Here is a 20,453-nt window from a genome sequence, read left to right as displayed (position 1 = left end):
GATTTTCCGATTTTAGCGGTAATTGCGGGCATCGCGATCGGCAGAACAGATGCTGCTAGGGGTCGGCTCCCATACAAGACGTGTCATAATGTTCGGTGGATTGACCACAATCAGATTGGTTCGTAGTGCGTCCTGGCGTCCGCTCTTATTCTGCGGCCGCCAGGACGCACTACGAACGGTTTTTGCTATGGTAATCGACCGCACATGATATCAGTCGATTGGAGATTAAAGAATTGAATAATTTTAGATTTACTTGCAGCATTAAATCAGTGAGCAGGAACAGGAGTATAAAATTTTACGATCGACCCTGACGCTAGTTTCGTGGGCTTGTACCAGTTTTTAGGGTGGCTCAACAACCCGCTAGGTAGTATCAGCCGGGAGCATCTCATTTTCGCAAAAAGGATTTTTTTTACAGTGCTCCCGACAGCACTACAAATGCAAAACTGAGATGCACCCGTATCAGCCTGCTATATTGATAATCTTTGAATCCACCATCAACTAGATCCAGTTCGATTTATGATTTACTATTCAGGAAATTTGCGTTCTCTAACTTCTAGGGAATAATCTTTGACAGCTTGAGTAATTGTTTCTCGCAAATTGGTGTAAGATTTTGCAAAAGGCGGTTGTTTTTCCGAAAGTCCCAACAAATCGGAAGTAACCAAAACTTGTCCGTCGCAGTGCGGCCCGGCGCCGATACCAATGGTGGGAACACTTAATTTTTGGGTAATTTGAGCGGCTAAGTCAGGAGGAATGTGTTCTAGGACGATCGCAAAAACACCAGCTTCTTCAAGGGCGATCGACTCTGCTATGATGCGATCGGCAGATTCAGCAGTTTTGCCTTGTTTTTTGTAACCGAGTTGGTGTACCGACTGCGGAGTCAAACCAACGTGTCCCATCACCGGAATCCCAGCGGATGTTAGCTGCGAAACGGTGGCCGCCATTGCTGGATATCCGCCCTCCAATTTTACAGCTTGAGCGCCAGTTTCTTTCAAAACTCTTCCCGCCGAGTGCATGGCTTGCTGGGGACTTTCCTGGTAAGTTAAGAAGGGCAAATCGACAACCATTAATGCTTGTTTGACTCCGCGACGCACAGCTTTAGCGTGGTGCAGCATTTCATCGAGGGTGAGGGGGAGTGTTGTCTCGTAGCCCAAGACTGTCATGGCGAAGGAATCGCCGACGAGGATGATGTCTGTGCCGGCTTGGTCGAGTAGTTGGGCGATCGCATAATCATAGGCTGTGAGGGCGACAATTGACCGCCCTTGTTCTTTCCATTGAATTAATTGGTGAGTAGTGACTGACATTTTAGTGCAAAAATATAATATTATTTTTGGGTATTACTTATGATATCAAATCTGGGTTCGTTAATAACAAAAATGCTCTCTAGATATTGAGCGACGAAGCTGATTCCATTCTTGTTTAGAAACATCTGCACGAGTTTTATCGCCCGAGGGATCGCGGATAGTCCAAATTGTATCTGCAATGCGATCGAGCGATCGCCCGTGAGAACGATAGTCGAAGTCCCAGAAAGCATCACCGACACAATCTCCGGGTGTAGCAATCATTTCGCGATCGACTGTACGGCGAATCGCATTCCATTCGCGGATGTAGATAGGAGAATCGTCCGATCGCAATTTACGATCGCCTAATTGAGGATTAACCTTATAGAAAAACCAATCCGCAAACCGATCCACAGCTTGTTCTCGCGATTCTAAATCCCGCGCTGTAGCACTGTCTAGATTTGGGCAGAAAAACATGGCAAAACTTAACATACACACTGCTGAAAACTTCGATATGGACTTGATTGATAGTGATTTAATTAGCATAGTGATGCGCTCCAGTCTTATAGTCCACAATTAGAAAGAAACATCTCGCGTCGAATTGCTGACCATTCACTGATGCTGATTTTATCGTTTTTAGGAATTTGCTGTCCAGTCCTTTGAGGATGGCGGCTGTAAAAAATTGCATCTGCGAGGCGATCGTAAGTTTGTTCGTAGGTTTCGCCGTTAATTGTGGTGAATTCCCATCCTTTCTCTTCTGGCGCGACTCTAAAGCAGACTTCTTGTACCGATTTTACTCGCGGATCGATCGCCTCGCGTAATTTTTGCCATTGACGGATATATTCGCGATCGCCCGTTTGCAGTTTCCGATTGTTTAACTGAGGATTAACCCTGTAGAATAAGACATCCGTCAATCGATCGACGGCTTGTTCTCGCGATTCGGCTTTGGCTGGATTGGGGCCCAGGAGGAGAAGGGCGATCGCAAAAACACAAATTATTGAAAATCTGGACGCAAGTTTAATCGACAGCGACTCGATCAGCATAGTGATTTGACATTAATTCCTACTTCCATCCCTACCATCTTAACTAAGACTTACGACGAGAGTCCAGAAACCGGGTTTTTATGAAAATACTTTGTCGCAGCCTGTAGATCCAGTAAAACCCGGTTTCTTTGGGCGGAGTGCGTAATTCTTGTTAACAAGGGGACGATCGACATCAATAGCACCCCAAAATTCTGTTATTATTCGCTGTGTATCTTAATCTTCAACTCTTAGTCGATCGCTATCTATTAATTTTCTTGCAAATCTGCTTGAATTTCTTGTATCTGTGTCAGCAGCGGTAGCTGTTGTTCTTTACAAATTTGCTCGGCTTGATTTAGATAATATTGTATCATGCGCTGTATACTAATTCCGCATCTAAGCAGAGTTTTTACTAACTCTATAAGTACCTTGAAAGTCTCTACACTCTCTGTTCCAACTTTCCCGTCAATATTGTGCAGCGTCTCGCTACTTTGAATATCTTCAATTGCCTGCACAAATTCTCTTAATTTATGAAATTTTTCGCCCAATTTATATACCCATTCTGCCTTATTCCTGGCATCTCCGTCACTTTCAAGCTTAATACATTCACTCAAAATATCAAAAAATATTTGATATTCTTTGAGTCCATTATTCGCTGTCAATAAACCTTCTATCTGATATATACTATCGTACTTTTGTACACCATTAGTATAACTTTCCACAGACTCTTGCACCAAACTTATGACCATTTTATACTTGTGAATATTTGCACAAAAGTTACTCAGCTCAGTATGCAGATAAGTTGTACATTTGATTTGCTGTTGTTTGTCGGACATTATCGCTATATACTGCTTAAAATAATCGATAGCTAAATCGTACTTTTTTAAGCCAATGTGTATATTGCCCAAAGCAGCAAATGCGTTAGCTTCTCCTTCGAGAAAGCTGTTTTGACGAGCAACTTTTAAGGCTTCGGTATAAGATGCGATAGCCAACTCATATTTACCCCTGTAAAAGTTAAGGTATCCAAGAGTGTTTAAGACTTTAAATTCAATTTTATCTTCCTTGATTTCAATAGCAATTGCCAAACAATCCTGCAAATATTTAATAGCATTTTGGTAATTCTCTAGATATTGATGACCTCTTGCTATGTAAAATAAAGCCATTCCCTCTGCTTTTTTGTTTTCAATTTCTCGGGAAACAGACAAACCTCGGTCTAGATATTCGCTGGCAATTTCAAATTGTTCGATCGACTGGTAGCTTAAACCAAGCTGACACAAAACATCAATATGAGTTGCAGTATCATTTACTAATTTTCCTCCTTGTTTCCAATCAACAGGTATCAATTTGCTGTACAAATATATGAGGCGTTTAAAATGACTCCAGTAGCGCAGAGAATCGCAAGCATCAGAAATTGCGATCGCAGCTTCATCCCAATCCTCTGCTTGACAGGCATAATAGTGTGCTAACAGCAGCGGTTTGATATCGCGAATACTTTTCCATTCAGTTTTAGGCTTCAGGGGAATGTTCAGAAAGTAGCGGTATGCTTGCTGGTTAGCTGTGCGGAAATGTTCGGGATTTTGACACAGCAAGCGGTAAGCTTTTTCTTGAATTAAGGGATGCAATTGGTAGGATTCCCTTTGGCGATCGTAATCGAGAAATTGTCGGCGTTTTAAAGCTTGAATGACGTTTTCTTTTAAGTCATATTCGCTCACTTCTGGCATCTGGGCAGAAATTCCTGCAAAAGTTAGCGGATATTCTGATGTTTGATAGATGGAAATTCGCCGCAGACAAGTTTGTTCTTGTTCGCTCAAACGGTTGAACACTTCATCGATTAAATTTTCAATATCTCGAATCAGCAGCCAGTTGCGATCGCGCAAAAATCTCTCTACTTTTCCTTGAAATTCGCTGTCGTCCCGAATCAAGGCCGCTATCATTTCCAAAGCTTTTGGATGTCCTTGATAAGATTCAGCTAGTGCTGCTAATTCTGACTGAGTAGCTAATAACTCAAAACTTTGCAGTAAGGTAACAGCAGCATCGATATCCAATCCGGTGAGAGAGATAGTTTTAGTGGCGCGATGGGGCAATTCTGCTAAAGTTTCCCGACAGGTAAATATGACTTTGCTTTGATGTTCTGTTTCTGCTAACTGTTGGAGCAGCCAAGCATATTCAGGGCAGGATGCGGCAAAATATCCCGCTCGATCGGCTTTTCCAGTTTGCAAGACGGTCTCGACGTTATCCAGCACTATTAAACAAGGCTGTTTTTTCAGTAACTCGATCAGCTTTTCGGTTTTTTTGAGATAATCATCTCGAACGGCGGCGGTCGAAATTGGGCGGCGGGAGAGGGCAGACAACAGCGAGTCAACAATCCAATCAAAACCAGGGGCAACACCTGTAGCAGAACGCAAAGATTCCCATGCTACGGCGACAAATTGAGTGTTGTCTGACTGAAGTTGGCGCACTAATTGAGAGGTGAGAGTTGTTTTGCCAATTCCTGCTAAACCGACAACGCAAACTGATGTAATTGTAATTGCTCTGGTATTCGGATCTAGCAGTTGATTTTTGATTGTTTCTAGTTCTTGAATTCGCCCTGCAAAATTTCTAACTGGGGGCAACTTTTCCGGCAGAGTAAAGCTCAGAGGATGCGGGATTTGTGCTTTCTCTGTTGCAAGGTGTGAGTGAGGCACAGCTTGGTTGTGCGGGAGAGGATTTTCAGGAGTGCGATCGACAACTGCTTCCCAATTTTCTATTCCTAACGTCTGACAAATTCTAATAAAAGTATCGTGTTGAATCGGTTGTTTTGCCCAAAACCTTCTCAAAGTAGCTTTTGAGGTTAAAGCATCGCTGCACAGGACTTCTGCTGATTTGTCCCAGCGTTTCTGCCGTCGAGCTCTTTCCAGAATTTGGAACCCTTCAGCGGACAATTTCAGAGAAGCCATGCTCATCCTTAATTAACTTGCACTTTCACTTACATTATCGCTAGCTCAAGGGATGATACCTAGTTTTTGTCAGATATTGTTACACAGAGGGTGTGAGTTTTTACTTATAAAAGTGAGCAAAATGAGCAAAATGAGCCGCCAGATCGAGCAAAATGAGCCGCCAGATTGAGCAGTTAGCGACTTTTACGCAAGAGATTATAGATATATGGGAAACAAGAGTCCGATCGAATCCGAGCGATCGCCTGTTCGATATGTAGTGAGACGATCTTGGCTGCATCATTACCATACGGCTGCATCCGATCGGCAGCGAAGTTTGTAAAACTTAACGATTGGAGAGCGCGATCGCACGAACCAGTCGAACTTTGGCAGCAGTAGACCAGCCTGGTTGTTCCCAATCACTGACAGGAACATCAATTAACTCCCTAAAAAAGTCTAAAGGTGAGTAACAAATCTCAGCGAATAATCCACAAAGCGAGGAGAAAACATGAAAAACCTGACTCTAAAAGTTGCCACTATTATGGTTCTATCGCTATCTGCGAACCCTGTATCTGCTGCTAATCTGATTTTAAATGGAGATTTTTCTGCCGGCTTAAATGAATGGAAGACGGTAGACTTTACTCCGGGTGCCACAACTTCTCCGGTAACTGAAGGTGACAATACTTTCATCAAAATGCACCACGACATCGGCGGGGGATCTCCTGGTATACCTTTTGCCGGAGATTGGTCTGCGATCGGTCAAGAAATCAAGAGCAAACTAAGTCCTAATACAACCTATTCGTTCAGCTATAAGTATAAAACGGCTGACGTAATAGAATGTTTAGTTGTCGGTTTTTCCGATCCGGCTTTAGTTTTTACCACTGTGGCGTTGAATAAAGAATATGGCTGGTGTCATAAGCCCGTTGCTAATAACCAGTGGATTACCGATCGTTTTCAATTCACCACGACTAATACCAATTTCCTAAAGTCCTGCTACATATAGAGCCTCTCAAATAAATTTCCATCCCGTCAAAGAAGCAATAACTTCCAAAGTCAACTTATTTAACTCTTTTTGTACCGCCACTCTCAACTCTTCTATTTGGTCAAATCTCAACCATTTCAATTGTTCTTTTATATATCCCCACAGTCTTTCTATTGGGTTTACTTCCGGACTGTATGCGGGTTGAAACAGTAAAATCACATTTTCTGGTATGCTAAGATTTAAGGAGTTATGAAATCCTCCATTATCTAGTTGAATTATATGTAAATCCTCCGGATACTCACTGGCAAATAGCTCTAAAAATTTCTCGAAGCAAACTGTGTCTAAATGAGTAAATTCATAAAAAAAGCTTTCTCCAGTTAGCGGTTCTACTGCGCCATAAAGCCACAAATAAGTAAAGTCCCATTGCACTTTTCCTTGGGGTTTTACTCCGCAACCAGTTAACTTTCTTCTTTGAACTGTATGCAAACCCATTCGGCTTTCATCTTGACTCCAATAGCGCAGTTTTTTCCACTGTTTTAAAAAGCTATCACTTTGTTTCAGACTGGCTTTGATGAGAACTGAAAGTTTTTTTTAAATTCTTCTACTGCCCCTACTTTCTGTTTTTCACTCACCGGACGTGGCACTTTTAATTTAGCTTTGATACGATATTTTGTCCATTGATGTACTGTCCGATATGCCACAGGAATTTCGCAGCAGGTTGTCAGCCATTGATGTACTTCTTTGTAACTACTGAATCCTTCGGGGTCAAGCAATTCTTTTGATAATCTATCTACAGTTTCTGCTGTCATAATCCTTGGTCTTCCCGAGCGGGGTTTTTGATACAACAATTGTGCGATGCCTCCCGAACGATAACTAGACAACCATCTTTGGATTGTGGTACGATGTTTACCGACGCGCACCGCAACAGACAATACGCTATCTACCATTTTGGTTTTGAGCCAATACAGAGCTTGCAGTTTTTCGTGGCACACAGCATCTTTCTGTTGAGCCAGAAGAGCTTTGAGTTCTTCTGCTGTTTCCTGAATCTCAATCTTGACCACTCCTGACATTTTTCCTCCTTATATTTCAGTGTTTATTTACAAATAGTGCATCTATTAACTGTAGCACTATTTTATGAAACTGGTATAATACCTTTCCGGACGCAAGTACACCGATGTTTTCGATTACATACAACTATTTGAGTGCTAGTGGTGGCGATATTTACATTGATGATATATCAATTAAGCCTACTGCCGAGTCAGAGCCAGCTACACCAGTACCAGAGCCAGCCACGTCATTTCTGGCCATGTCCGCCTTTGTTTTTGGTGTGTTAAGGGCCCGAAACAAAGTATCTGTCACTTAAAACTGCGTCGTTGCCGATTAACAGTTGTATTCAGAAGTATAGTCCAATCATTAAATACTTCTATATTCTCTCGATCGGCTACGTCCGGATTAATGTGGTTACTTGAATTCAAATGGTGTTCTGGATATCATCAGCGACTTCTGTAGCAATTGCGGTCTGATATTAAGTAAATAGATGGCAAAAACTTGCACAATGTAACTGTTGTAAACAGAGCTAATTCAGCCAGTCGGCATCATTTAAATACTTGACAAGCGTTTACATGGTTGCATTTTACCCCCTCTACTTACTTATCTATTGTTAACCAGTATTAACCTGTTTTGGAGTAAAGAAAATCAGTGGCTAATTCTACTTTGTTAAAAAGATTCTCAACAAATAAGATGAAAAGCGTATCAACTTCCAATCTTCAGGCCCTCCAGGGCAAGAATGGGTTCGCGCGCCACTGCAAGACCGCCCAATTCTCGGCAATTTTGTTTATTGACCCCGCTGTTGCAGACTGGGAAAACCTGGTGCAGGGCGTCAAACGGGGAATTGAAGTAATAATTCTCGATCGCGGGCGAGACGGAGTAAAGCAAATTACCGAGGTTTTGGATTCGCGCACCGATATTACCAGCATTCACATTGTTTCGCACGGCAGCCCTGGTAGCTTGCTACTTGGGAACGCGCAGCTAAGTAAGAATAATTTAGACAGATATGCCCGTTTGTTGCAGCAGTGGCGACGCGCTTTAACGGATAGTGCCGATCTGCTCATTTACGGTTGCAATGTGGCATCTGACTTCACCCCCAACCAGCATTCTTGCTGGAAGAGAGCAGAGATTCCGTTCATTCAATGCCTAGCTTTGCTTACGGGTGCAAATGTCGCGGCCTCCGCCAAGCCTACTGGCAATGCTGAACTAGGTGGCGATTGGGAATTAGAATGTGCGATCGGGCAAATCAAGACCCCGTTAGCCTTTGAACCTGCTGTAATGGCGAACTACCAGGGCCTTTTGGCATCGGCCATCACCCGCGTCTCCGTAGACTCCGATGGCAACCAGAGTGATGGCGACCCAGGGGCTTTATCGGGCATATCTATCTCACGCGACGGGCGCTACGTAGTGTTTTCCTCTGTTGCTAGCAACCTCGTGAAGAACGACACGAACCGAGCGCGCGATATCTTCCTGCGGGATACTGTCAACAGCACCACCACGCTGATTTCCGCTAACTCAAATGGTAACTCCTCCTATCCGTCCATCTCCGCCGAGGGGCGCTATGTGTCGTTTGAGTCTGCTGCCACCAACCTAGTAAACGGCGACACTAACGGACAGATTGATATCTTCTTGCGGGATACCGCAAACAACACTAACAGCCGCATCTCCGTTGACTCCAATGGCAACCAAGGAAATGGTGAATCCGGCGCTTCAGCCATCTCAGCCGACGGGCGCTATGTGGCGTTTGTATCTAAGGCCAGCAACCTAGTAAGCGGGGACACTAACGCAGAGTATGACATCTTCGTGCGGGATACCGTCAGCAGCACCACCAGCCGGATCTCCCTTGACTCCAATGGCAGTCAGGCGAATCTCAGCTCCTATAACCCATCCATCTCAGCCGACGGTCGCTATGTGGCATTTTCGTCTCAGTCCAGCAACCTGGTGAGTGGGGACACGAACACCTCTGCTGACATTTTTTTGCGAGATACCGTCAGCAGCACCACCACCCGCATCTCGGTAGACTCGAACGGCAAACAGGGGGAGCGGCGCTCTGGCAGACCGTCGATCTCAGCCGACGGGCGTTATGTGGCGTTTGACTCTGAGAGTAATTTGGCGAATGACACTAATGTAATCGGTAGGCAGATCTACGTGCGGGATACCCTCAGCAGTACCACCACTTTGGTCTCATCATCATTAGGTCTAAATAACGCTTTGTTTTGGGACAACAACAACGGCCCATCCATCTCAGCAGACGGACGATATGTGGCATTTGACTCTATATATGCGATCCGAGGTACCAGCCCACAGTTTTCCAACACATGGGACATTTTCGTGCGGGACACCCTCAACAGCACCACCACCTTGGTGTCTGTAGACCCTAACGGCAACGGAGCCAATGACGCATCCGAGCCAGCATCCATCTCAGGGGACGGGCGCTATGTGGCCTTTAGGTCTGAGGCCAGCAACCTAGTGACTGGGGACACTAACAATGCTATGGATACTTTCGTGCGGGATCTCCGCGTACCCACACCAGCGACAACTCCGACTCCTGCGACAACTCCGACTCCAGCAACTACTCCGACTCCTGCGACAACTCCGACTCCGACAACGACAACTCCCACTCCCACAACGCCAACTCCGACTCCCACAACGCCAACTCCGACTTTCACAACGCCAACTCCGACTCCTGCGCCGACTCCAGCGACAACTCCGACTCCTGCCCCAGCGCCAGCGCCAACTACAGGGACAACTCCAGGGCCAACTCCACCGCCTTCGCCAACTCCGATTCCAGCACCGACAATTCCGACCCCAGCGCCAACTCCTGCACCAGCACCTGCACCAATACCTGCGCCAACTCCTGCACCAGCACCGGCGCCAATACCTGCGCCAACTCCTGCGCCAGCGCCAGCGCCAACTCCAACTCCGACTCCTGCGACTACTCCTACGCCTGCGACTACTCCTACGCCTGCGACTACTCCTACGCCTGCGACTACTCCTACGCCCTGCATTTGCGATCGAATTGTGCTGCCAAATTTTGCTTTGGTTACTTTCACCCTACGCGGCAGCAACGGCGACGACACCTTGACTGGCACCAATTCCAACGACGCTATTAGCGGTGAAGCTGGCAACGATATTATCTTCGGCAAACAAGGGAACGACACTATTACTGGCGGACTTTTGAGCAACATTCCTGTCGGCCAAATTCTCGATCGCGATTTACTATTCGGCAACGAGGGCAATGACTACCTCAACGGTGGTGCAGACGACGATACTATATATGGTGGCAAGAACGATGACCTCGCTGTCGGCGGCGCAGATGACGACTTGGTGCGGGGCGACAGTGGCAGCGATATCGTCTCTGGTGGCGATGGCAACGATACGGTACGCGGCGGCAAGGGTAACGATACTGTTTTGGGTGATGCTGGGGACGATCGGCTATTTGGCGATCGGGGCAGCGATTTGCTGTGCGGCGGTGATGGTAATGACACTCTGTTTGGAGAGACCGATCGCCTGGTACTAACGGGTGATACGGGTCTGAATGACTTGCTGTGCGGTGGTTCTGGGGATGACTGGCTAATTGGCGGTGAGGGTGCCGATACCTTGAGGGGCGATGGGGGGAGCGATCGATTTGTGCTGTCATCTTTCAGTACGGATACTGTCATCGATTTTGAAGACAATCGAGACTTGTTAGTATTAACTGACGGTCTGACTTTTGCACAACTGGCAATTACTCAAAAAAATAATTCTGCCTTCATTGCGATCGCCAATACCGGCCAAATATTCGCCATTCTCGATCGAGTGTCTGCTGCCAACATTACTGTCGCCGATTTCACCCTAATCTAAACATAACTTATACCAATTCTGCATGAAGCTGCATAGAAAAAATAGCAGAGGAGTAAAACGCTCACCCATCTCTGTCGCTAAGCATCACCCGTTGTTCATTCTTAAAAATTGAGGTTCGGGGGCGAGTTAAATCTGATGCCGTTAAAATTGCGATCGATCGCCAACCAAGTTGATTGCGGAAGTCAATAATAGTCCTTTATTTTTCATGTTATGAACGTTAACTATGACCCTAAAGACCACAAGACTGTAGAAGCCTCGTTCCGAAGAGCTGTCGAGCTTAATCCCAATCAACCAGAAGCTTACATTAACTTGGGAATTGTTCTCTACGATTGTGGCAAGCTAGAAGAGGCGAGCGATCGCTGCCAACAAGCCATTAACCTCGACTCCAATCGAGCCGACGCTCACTATCAGTTAGGAATAATCTTCGCAGAACAAGGTAATTTAGAGTCAGCAATTACTTGTTATCAACAAGCAATTCGGATTAATCCCGGCGATGCACAGCCTCATACTGGCATGGCGGCAGTTTTAACCCAGCGAGGCGATCGCGAAGCAGCTATTGCCCAACTTCAAGACGCCATTCGCCTTAACCCTAACTTAGTCCATACTCATAGAAACTCCATACTAGCTCTCAAAACACCAGACCAATTAGAATCTGAGATTTTCCAACTTCAGGAAACCATCCGCCTTCGTCCTAACGATGTTGAGGCTCATCTTAATTTAGGGAATGCACTGCGGCAACAGAACAAGCCAAAAGAAGCGATTGCAGCTTATGGGCAAGCAATTCGGTTTGATGAGAATAATGCGATCGTTTACTGTAAATTGAGTACAGTATTGATTAACCAACGCCAGTTTAAGGAAGCGCTCAGTGCCTGTCGCCGAGCCATTCAACTGGATGCCACATTTGCGATCGCCCATAATAATTTGGGAATTATCCTCGAGTTCCAACGAAAAACTAACGAGGCGATCGCGGCCTACACCGAAGCCCTACAGATAGATCCGAATTTAGCGCCAGCTCACCATAATATTGGAAGTATCTTACTCCAGCAGCGTCAACTCGATCTCGCTAGCATTAAGTACAGGCAAGCAATTCGATTCGATCCCAATCTTGCTGTCGCTCATCTTAACTTAGGGAAGATTTTGTGTGGAGAAGCAAAAACCGAGCGAGCTCTTGCCCAATTCCGGCAAGCACTTAGCTTTAATCCTAATTTTAAAATTGCTCGTTGGGCTTTGTGGCTAGAGCAGTTACAGCAAAACAAAAAGGTAAAAATTGTTTTTAGCGGGGCAGGAATCGTTGTTTCAGGTATGTGTATTTGGTTACTTTTGCTAGCCTATTCCCAGGAAAACCCTAACACTGCCCGTTTTTTACTTTCACTTAATCCTAATAATGCTCAGCTTCATTTTACATTAGGATTTGCTTTGAATAATAAAGGTAATCTAGAAGAGGCAACCGTTCACTACCGAGAAGCTATTCGCTTGAATCCTAAAGATTCGGGGGCGTACAACAATTTGGGGATAATTTTAGCGAAGCAAGGTCAATTGAAGGAAGCTATTTTTTACTATAAAGAGGCGATTCGTCTCGATCCTAAAAATCCTGCACCTTACAATAATTTAGGACATCTTTTAGAAAAACAAGGCAAACTAGAAGAAGCCATCGCCCTACTTAACGAAGTAGTTCTGCTCGATCCCCCTGATGCAGTTATTCGGGAGAACTTAGCAGGTCTTTCCTATCACCTAGGAATTTATTTAAACAGCCAAGCAAAGACGCCGGAGGCTTTTGTTGCCTATCGTGAAGCTATTCGTCTGACTCCGAACTACACACCCCCCTACAATAATTTGGCAATAATTCTCGAATCTCAGGGCAAAATGGATGAGGCGATTTCAGAATATAAAAAGGCAGTTAAAATTAATCCTGACCTGTGGCTGACTCAAACCAACTTGGGAAATGCTCTCTTGCGTCAACGTCAATTAGATGAGGCGATCGGGCACTATCGAGAAGCTATTCGCAGCAATCCCGACTATGTTATGGCTTACGACCAATTAAGCTATGCTCTCAGACAAAAAGGTCAACTAGAAGAAGCGAAGGCTCTCAGCAAAAAAGCACGGGATTTGCGGGAAAAAACTCAGAATATTCCCAAGAATCAATAATGTTTATTTGATATTTAATTACAGCACATTCCCGGTTTAGGTCGTACAGTATCTGCCTTAATTGTGTGCAGTTAATCCTCCGGGTGCGTCGCTACGATATCTTGGATATAACGCGACAGATTGACGGGTGGTGACGCACCCTACTTGGTGATATAGACCCTCAAAAATCCAGACTGCGAAGTACGCAGTAATGCGGCTATAGCTTTGGGTCAGTTGGGCGATTTGCGAGCATTAGAACTCCTGAGCATCGCCTCAAATAAGTATAGACAATTGCAATTTTGTCAACTAAACTGGGTTTAAGCACTTCTGGAGCAGGTGAAGGTGAGCGGAAAAAACATCGGCGATTTGTCAGGAGAAATATTAGCCGATCGCTATCAGTGCGATCGGCGGCTCGGCAAGCAAGCAGGACGGCAAACTTTACTCGCCCGCGACTTAAAAAGGCAACAGCAAGTAGTAGTCAAACTGCTCTCATTCAGCAGCGACTTTAACTGGGAAGACTTAAAACTGTTCCAGCGAGAAGTCGAAACCTTAAAATCTCTATCCCATCCCGCAATTCCCCGATATCTAGACTCCTTTGAAATCGACACGCCCAACCGCAAAGGATTCGCCCTAGTTCAGACTTACATCGAAGCCAAATCCCTACAAGAATATCTTTCAGACGGCCGCACCTTCAGCGAAAGCGAAGTCAAACAATTAGCAACAGCATTATTAGACATCCTCGCCTACCTGCACCAGCGACAGCCCCCGGTGATTCACCGCGACATTAAACCCAGCAATATTTTACTCAAAAATCGATCGGGAAACAGCGTCGGCGAAGTCTACCTAGTCGATTTCGGTGCTGTTCAAACCCTAGCCACGCAACAGGGAAAAACAGTCACAGTTGTCGGAACCTACGGCTATATGCCACCAGAACAATTTGGCGGCAGGGCAGTTCCCGCCTCCGACTTGTACGGCTTGGGAGCAACATTAATCGCCTTAATTACCAAGCAGCATCCAGCCGACTTGCCGCAGCAAGATTTGCAGATTGAATTCGAGCAATTCACCCAACTCAGTCCCGGTTTTACCAATTGGTTGAAGTGGATGACGCATCCCAGTTTAGATCGCCGTCCCGCCTCATTCCAAATAGCAAAAGAAGTTCTAGAAAAACCACAGCAAATAAATAAATATTCCCTACCAATGAGACAGGGAAAAACCGTGGATACCTTTAGCTTGTTGGGGAATGCGATTTGGCGCAGCACTGGGACAGGATCTCTAGCTGTAGGAATTTGTGCAGCATTTTACGCTACCTTTTTGGCCCCGATTCTGGGGACAATTGCGGGAGGAATCCTCGGCCTTTTTCTCGGCGCGCTGCTGGGTTTGGAGAACGGAATTATTATCTCACTTGTAACGGTCGCGTGTTTTTCCCCCCTAACTAATCCCCAGCTTCACCGACAGGTTTTAATTGCGATCGGTATGGCAATCTGTAGTTTTACAAGCATCCTCTTTATGGAGACGCTAGGTTTGGAGTCTCTTATTTTTGATCCTGGGGACGATACGTTTAGTTATGTACCCTCATTGACTGATTATATTTTTGTAGTTGTGGCACCATCGCTCATTGCAGGGCTGTCAATGGGGATAGGTAGCAAGTCTTTTGCCCGGTGGTATCAAAAAGAAAGTGGACTTTAATTTAAATTAAGCAAAAAACATGACTGGCAAAATATTAGCAGAACGCTACGAAGTGCAGCGGCAATTGGGAAAAAAAACCGGCCGCCAAACACTGCTGGCTCGCGATTTGGAAACTCAAGAATTGGTTGTTATCAAACAGCTATTCCTGGGCAGCGATTTTGAATGGCAAGACCTCAAGCTATTTGAACGGGAAGCGGAAACTTTAAAAACACTTTCCCACCCGGCAATTCCGCGCTACCTCGATTACCTGGAAATTGACGAACCAGACAGTAAAGGATTTGCCTTGGTACAGACTTATGTAGGGGGAAAAACTCTAGAAGAGCATTTGCGATCGGGTCGTACTTTTAGCGAAAACGACGTAAAAGAATTAGCTAAATCGCTGTTAGAAATTTTGATTTATTTGCACCAGTGCAATCCGCCTGTCATTCACCGCGATATTAAACCCAGCAATATTTTACTGGACAACAGATCCGCTCACACTGTGGGACAAGTTTATTTAGTTGATTTTGGTTCGGTGCAGAACCAAGCTGCCAAATTGGGCGGTACAATTACAGTAGTCGGAACATACGGATATATGGCACCGGAACAATTTGGCGGGCGAGCAGTTCCAGCTTCGGATTTGTACGGTTTAGGTGCAACTTTAATTTATTTAGTAACGGGTTTGCATCCCACTGAACTTTCGCAGCAGGATTTAAAAATTCTATTTGCCGATCGAGCCGCGTACCTGAATCCTAATTTCATTGATTGGTTAGAGTGGATGACAGAACCGAGTTTGGAAAAACGGTTATCTTCGGCTGGGGAAGCATCAAACTCGCTCGCAAATCCCCGCGAGATATCCAAAAGTATTATGCCCGTGAAGCCGCGAGGCAGCGATATTAAATTAACAAAAAATTCCGAGTTTATAGAGATTGTAATTCCGCCGCCTGGATTCGCTTTTGATTTGGTTTCCATACTTTCGGGTGCGGTTGGTGCGAGTATCACATTGTGGACTAATTATTACAAAATTCCGATAAATCCATTGGTTTTGAGGATGATATCAGGAAGTTTTTTAGTAGCGGCTGGATTAATGTCGATCTTTGCACTATTTCGGGAATTGCATCTGGTAATCGATCGGCAGCAAATCTCCTATAGCAGCCACCTGCTGGGGTTGAAATGGCCTTATGCTCGATCGACCCGCAGACAGGACATTTCCTATGTGGAAATTGAAGAAGTGGAATATTCTAGGGACTATATGCAGCCGAAAAAATTCAGAGTTATTGGGGCGAACGTTCAAGCGGGCGATCTAAAATATCAACTAGGAACAAAGCAGGGACTGAGCGAATCAGAAATCCAGTGGCTGGCCGCAGAGCTCAGCCAGTGCTTGGGAGTCAAAGTCCAAACAACCCAGAGATAATGCTTACAGAACTTATATTAGAGCCGTTTTCAGCTAGGTTTGGTATTTCTGACATTGATGCCTGATGTCAGAAACCGGGTTTCTTGGGACTTACTGAGAATGGTGCAAAATATCAGGTATTAGAAACCCGGTTTCGTAGGGACAACCCCCCTGTGGTTGTCCCGGGTTGGGAGGGGTGTACTTCAGGGACTTGGGGGAGAGCTTTATGCAGCCGAAAGGCCCGATCGCCCGTAAAATGCTATAGAAATTATGCTGAGAACCCCGGTCTTTTAAGCCGGGGATGAAAGCTAGTGGCAGCTTTTAAGCTGCGAGTCAAAGATTTTGCATTCTTCTCGGAATACTCCTACAAAATACTGTATGATTTTGTAGGAGGTGATTGAACAGTGTTGAGTTTAACTTACGAGTACAAGGCAAAGCCCACAGGGGAGCAGGTTCAGCTCATTGAGCAGACTTTAACAGTTTGCCGAAAAGTGTGGAATTTTGCCCTGCGTGAGCGTAAAGACTGGATTAATTCTCGTAAGTGCCCCATCAACGCTTGTTCAATTGCCTCGGAATACATCATTCCTGCGGACGCGCCTTACCCAAACTACTACGAGCAAGCCAACACGCTGACTCGCGCCAAAACGCAGTATCCAGAACTCAAAACGGTAAACGCGCAAGTGTTGCAACAAGTTTTGAGAAAACTGGAGACTGCGTTTGTGGACATGAAACGCAAAGGGATGGGATTTCCCAGGTTCAAAAACCGTTATCGGTTGCGGTCATTTGTTTATCCGCAATTGGGCAAGGCTCAATTCTTGAAAGGGAATCAGATCAAGTTGCCGCAGTTGGGATGGGTGGAGTATGTCAAGTCCCGTGAGATACCAGACGGCTTCGTGGTGAAGCAAGTTCGGGTTGTGCGCAAGTCGAACGGGTACTTCCTCATGCTGACACTGGAATCTGATGTGAGTGTGCCTGAGCCCGTTCCTTTGGGGTATCCCAGAGGGATTGATTTGGGTCTAGATAAGTTTGTGGCAACCTCTGATGGTGAGTTGATCGATCGCCCTCGGTTCCTCAACACTCTGCAACGTGAGCTTAAATTGCTACAACGTAGATTGAGAAACAAAAAGAAGGGATCTAACAATCGCCATAAGCTGAATCTTCATGTTGCTCGGTTGCATCAGCAGGTAGCGGATACTCGCAAGGATTGGCATTTCAAACTTGCTCACAAGCTTTGTGACGATGCTGGGATGCTGTTTGTCGAAGATATCAATTTCCGCTCCTGGGCAAAAGGGATGCTGGGCAAACACACGTTAGATGCTGGATTTGGACAGTTTGTTTCAATCCTGGAATGGGTGTGTTGGAAACGGGGTGTTTATTTTGCGAAAGTGAACAAGGATTACACCTCGCAAGTTTGCCCTAATTGCGATTCCCATACGGGGAAGAAGGACTTGAGCGACAGGCTTCATTCTTGCCGGGAGTGTGGATATACCACTCATCGGGATGTCGCAGCGGCGCAAGTAATTCGCAATCGTGGCGTAGAGAGCCTGTCTGCGGTGGGACGCATCGTGGACATAAAAGAAATTGCCTGTGGAGGCGGTCTGACGGGGACTGGCAACAGTCTAGTTAAGAGCCAAAGAGACAGGAAAAAGGGTGGAGAGGCGCGCATGGAGCCCGCCTCGTAGCATCCTTTGAGAATCCCCGTGCATTTATGCCGGGGAGCCGTCAATAACTAGAAGATACTTTTGTGGACTGATCGCTAATTCCGGCCCAGCCGAAACTACGACTACTCAACATCCTCATCGAAATTACCGCCGATCGCAAAAACAAATACAAGTTTGATAGAGTTCTTTTATCTGCGTCAATCTGTGTCGATCTGCCTTGTATCTGCGGTTTTTAGATTAGTCAGAAATTTGAGAAAGGCTATAGGTAGTTGTGCTTGGCGCATAGCGCGCAACTACATACCGAAAAATTAGCGCCATCCCAACCACCTGAGCACGGGCACAATTAAATAATGACTGATTCCCAAACAAAGCCCGATCGCACTTCCCAACAAACCAAAAAATGCAATTGAACCCCAAACTTGCAGCCAGAAGTTAGCACCAGACGACTGTGACAAAATCGCAAAGAAACTCCCCGGGAATATGTTCCAAGCATTCAGAAACAGAAATATTCCCGTGGAACAAACAGCCACTACCAAAGCGTGAACTAATTGATGGCTGCGCAAACCCATTCCCACAGTCACAGAGGCGATCGCAAATGCCCCCAAAATAATCCCCTGCACGCCGCTAGAAGTTGTTGCTTCCATCCAACACAAACCCGCCAACAAATAGCCCTGAGCACCCATCAATCCCGACAGCCAATACTGTTTTTGTTGGCGAAAACTCCCCGCATCTGTCAAACCGATCGCAGTTCCCCAACCGGCAAAGGCAAACAACAGCACTTCCGGCCCGACAGTAAAAGTCATATTATGGATTAATTGGTGCAAACCTTCATTCAGAAAACTGGCAACTTGCTCGCCTACAGGAGCAGTGCTTAACACCAAACCGCCGATCGCCCCCGCACATCCACCGACGCCGCCGAGCACCATTTCCCAGCCAGTATCCAGAGAAGCTACCACGATTTGGGCGATCGCCCCGAACACCAAAACCGTCAAACTTGCCGTTTTTTGCGCCGTCACCACGATTATTTGCCTGCAAAATTCCACAATAGCTTGACTGACTGGGGCAATCGCGATTTTGCCATTACTTTTAGCATAAATCTCCTTTAAACGCGCCCTCACCTCCGCAGCCGAAGCCGGACGCTGCTGTATATTCGATCGCACCATATCGTCCAACAAATTCGCCAAAGCCGGACTCACAGACACAATGTGGCGCCACCGCAACTCCCCCGTCATCGGATCTTCAATTTCGGCCGGATACTTCCCCGTCAGCAAATGAATGCAAGTCCGCCCCAGCGCATAAAAATCCGTCGCCGCCACCACACCGCCGCCCACAATTTGTTCCGGCGGGCTGTACCCGGGGGAAATCAACCGCGTCGAGCTCGGAGAATCTTTCCCCGCCGGTTCGCCCGATCCCATCTGTTTAACTCCCCCAAAGTCGATCGCCACCAATTGCAGCCCGCCCAAACCCTTGCTCAGCAATACTTGTGGTGATTCTGGATCTCGCAGCATCAAATTGCTCGGTTTAATGTCGCGGTGAATAATCTGACACCGGTGCAACTCCTCTAAAATTTCCACAGCTTGACTGAGCCAACTAAACACCCATTCCTGCGGGCATCCCTGATCGTGTTCTTCGAGAATTTCTTCCAAAGTTTTGCCGTGAATCTTTTCCATTACCAAACAAGGCAAGCGCCTCGCTGCGGCATTTCCCTCGCCGCCTGCAAAATTTTGGGTTTGCACGTGAAAATAACCGTCCGGCTCGACTCTCGGGACGCCGGGGTGCCGCAAAAGTGCTAAAACCCAAGCTTCTTGCTCGAACAGTTTCAGCGCTTTCGGGGCAGTTGCGAGCAATACTTTGAGGACGCGATCGGTTTGAGTTTCTGTGTCCCAAACTGTGTAGATGGCTGCAAAACCCCCGGAACCGAGACCTTCTAGAGGTATGTAGCGATTTTTTAGCCGCAGCGGAGTCCCGCAACTCTGGCAAAAATTGTTGCCCCAAGTCTGAGGGTAAGGCCTTGGGCAATCTGGATTGATGCAGTGGACGGCTTTTGAAGAGGGGTGAGGCACAACCAGAGTAAAAATGGGGCTAGATATCCATAGTAGACTTACGTGCAGCTAACGCCAAAACCCGGTTTTGAGCGAGGTTAAATTGCTGTAACGACGGATTTGGTCTGAGAAACCACGTTGCGACACAAGTTCTGTCCATCCATATTATGTGCTATGGTGCCGACTTTTGACTTGTAGGTACGTTGTTGCGCTTGGGCGCTCTTTCATAATATAAGAGCGCTCAAGCGCAACTACATACTTTTACTTTTCGCCCGCTGGTTCCTCAGAAACCGGGTTTCTACTGATATTTCTCGCTAATCAACGCAAATTTTTCGTAGAAACCCGGTTTCTCGCCCCCCACTACGGGATTTTTGATTGGGGATTTTTGATTGAGGATTGCTGCATTCGCGATCGCCCGCTGGTTCCTCAGAAACCGGGTTTCTACTGATATTTCTCGCTAATCAACGCAAATTTTTCGTAGAAACCCG

General features: G+C 46.1%; 13 protein-coding genes and 1 pseudogene. 7 read left to right on the top strand and 7 right to left on the bottom strand.

The genetic code is table 11. The annotated features are described in order from the left end of the window. Positions 1-524: 524 nt before the first annotated feature. The 4 genes from panB to QUB64_RS00365 all read right to left on the bottom strand — a co-directional run bounded on the left by panB (position 525) and on the right by QUB64_RS00365 (position 5,232). On the bottom strand, positions 525-1,301 hold the full coding sequence (gene panB / locus QUB64_RS00380; protein WP_333270795.1) for a 3-methyl-2-oxobutanoate hydroxymethyltransferase: 777 nt from the start codon (positions 1,299-1,301) through the stop codon (positions 525-527). A 60-nt stretch (positions 1,302-1,361) separates the two neighbouring features. Further along, positions 1,362-1,769 (bottom strand): hypothetical protein, encoded by a 408-nt coding sequence (locus tag QUB64_RS00375; protein ID WP_333270792.1) that lies wholly within the window; start codon positions 1,767-1,769, stop codon positions 1,362-1,364. Positions 1,770-1,840: 71 nt separating this feature from the next. Beyond that, a complete protein-coding gene (locus tag QUB64_RS00370) occupies positions 1,841-2,320 on the bottom strand; it encodes a hypothetical protein (RefSeq protein ID WP_333270789.1) in 480 nt (159 codons plus the stop codon). Between the two features lie 245 nt (positions 2,321-2,565). Beyond that, a complete protein-coding gene (locus QUB64_RS00365; protein ID WP_333270787.1) occupies positions 2,566-5,232 on the bottom strand; it encodes a tetratricopeptide repeat protein in 2,667 nt (888 codons plus the stop codon). Between the two features lie 484 nt (positions 5,233-5,716). On the opposite strand from QUB64_RS00365, the gene QUB64_RS00360 reads away from it, so the two are divergent. Further along, positions 5,717-6,211: a hypothetical protein gene (locus tag QUB64_RS00360; RefSeq protein ID WP_333270783.1), complete on the top strand. Its 495-nt coding sequence runs from the start codon at positions 5,717-5,719 to the stop codon at positions 6,209-6,211. A gap of 6 nt (positions 6,212-6,217) precedes the next feature. Here the strand turns inward: QUB64_RS00360 and QUB64_RS00355 are convergent, their stop codons facing one another. Further along, positions 6,218-6,712: an IS630 family transposase gene (locus QUB64_RS00355; protein WP_333270939.1), complete on the bottom strand. Its 495-nt coding sequence runs from the start codon at positions 6,710-6,712 to the stop codon at positions 6,218-6,220. A 35-nt stretch (positions 6,713-6,747) separates the two neighbouring features. After that, positions 6,748-7,260, bottom strand: a complete 513-nt coding sequence (locus tag QUB64_RS00350; protein ID WP_333270780.1) for a helix-turn-helix domain-containing protein — start codon at positions 7,258-7,260, stop codon at positions 6,748-6,750. 670 nt (positions 7,261-7,930) lie between these two features. Here QUB64_RS00350 and QUB64_RS00345 point away from each other — a divergent pair. The 6 genes and pseudogenes from QUB64_RS00345 to QUB64_RS00325 all read left to right on the top strand — a co-directional run bounded on the left by QUB64_RS00345 (position 7,931) and on the right by QUB64_RS00325 (position 17,944). Next, positions 7,931-11,080 carry a DUF4347 domain-containing protein gene (locus QUB64_RS00345; RefSeq protein WP_333270778.1) on the top strand — a complete coding sequence of 1,050 codons (3,150 nt, stop codon included), beginning with the start codon at positions 7,931-7,933 and terminating at the stop codon, positions 11,078-11,080. A gap of 210 nt (positions 11,081-11,290) precedes the next feature. Next, positions 11,291-13,225 carry a tetratricopeptide repeat protein gene (locus tag QUB64_RS00340; protein WP_333270776.1) on the top strand — a complete coding sequence of 645 codons (1,935 nt, stop codon included), beginning with the start codon at positions 11,291-11,293 and terminating at the stop codon, positions 13,223-13,225. A 183-nt stretch (positions 13,226-13,408) separates the two neighbouring features. Further along, positions 13,409-13,525 (top strand): annotated as a pseudogene (locus QUB64_RS32860) (hypothetical protein); the annotation flags it as partial. A gap of 21 nt (positions 13,526-13,546) precedes the next feature. After that, entirely contained in the window at positions 13,547-14,890 is a 1,344-nt protein-coding gene (locus QUB64_RS00335) for a serine/threonine protein kinase (RefSeq protein ID WP_333270773.1), read from the top strand. Positions 14,891-14,909: 19 nt separating this feature from the next. Next, positions 14,910-16,283: a serine/threonine protein kinase gene (locus QUB64_RS00330; protein WP_333270770.1), complete on the top strand. Its 1,374-nt coding sequence runs from the start codon at positions 14,910-14,912 to the stop codon at positions 16,281-16,283. Positions 16,284-16,666: 383 nt separating this feature from the next. Next, a complete protein-coding gene (locus tag QUB64_RS00325) occupies positions 16,667-17,944 on the top strand; it encodes an RNA-guided endonuclease InsQ/TnpB family protein (RefSeq protein ID WP_333270768.1) in 1,278 nt (425 codons plus the stop codon). A 287-nt stretch (positions 17,945-18,231) separates the two neighbouring features. Here QUB64_RS00325 and QUB64_RS00315 read toward each other — a convergent pair whose 3' ends face one another. Next, positions 18,232-19,986 carry a serine/threonine protein kinase gene (locus QUB64_RS00315; RefSeq protein WP_333270765.1) on the bottom strand — a complete coding sequence of 585 codons (1,755 nt, stop codon included), beginning with the start codon at positions 19,984-19,986 and terminating at the stop codon, positions 18,232-18,234. Positions 19,987-20,453 lie beyond the last annotated feature (467 nt).

The organism is Microcoleus sp. Aus8_D2 (assembly GCF_036702665.1).
Classification (GTDB): domain Bacteria; phylum Cyanobacteriota; class Cyanobacteriia; order Cyanobacteriales; family Microcoleaceae; genus Microcoleus.
Note: the sequence above shows the minus strand (reverse complement) of the source record. Positions and strands in the feature narration are given on the sequence as shown.

Excerpts from the sequence above, each read along its gene's own strand:
- panB (WP_333270795.1), bottom strand. The coding sequence starts at position 1,301 with ATGTCAGTCACTACTCACCAATTAATTCAATGGAAAGAACAAGGGCGG.
- QUB64_RS00375 (WP_333270792.1), bottom strand. The coding sequence starts at position 1,769 with ATGTTAAGTTTTGCCATGTTTTTCTGCCCAAATCTAGACAGTGCTACA.
- QUB64_RS00370 (WP_333270789.1), bottom strand. The coding sequence starts at position 2,320 with ATGCTGATCGAGTCGCTGTCGATTAAACTTGCGTCCAGATTTTCAATA.
- QUB64_RS00365 (WP_333270787.1), bottom strand. The coding sequence starts at position 5,232 with ATGGCTTCTCTGAAATTGTCCGCTGAAGGGTTCCAAATTCTGGAAAGA.
- QUB64_RS00360 (WP_333270783.1), top strand. The coding sequence starts at position 5,717 with ATGAAAAACCTGACTCTAAAAGTTGCCACTATTATGGTTCTATCGCTA.
- QUB64_RS00350 (WP_333270780.1), bottom strand. The coding sequence starts at position 7,260 with ATGTCAGGAGTGGTCAAGATTGAGATTCAGGAAACAGCAGAAGAACTC.
- QUB64_RS00345 (WP_333270778.1), top strand. The coding sequence starts at position 7,931 with ATGAAAAGCGTATCAACTTCCAATCTTCAGGCCCTCCAGGGCAAGAAT.
- QUB64_RS00340 (WP_333270776.1), top strand. The coding sequence starts at position 11,291 with ATGAACGTTAACTATGACCCTAAAGACCACAAGACTGTAGAAGCCTCG.
- QUB64_RS00330 (WP_333270770.1), top strand. The coding sequence starts at position 14,910 with ATGACTGGCAAAATATTAGCAGAACGCTACGAAGTGCAGCGGCAATTG.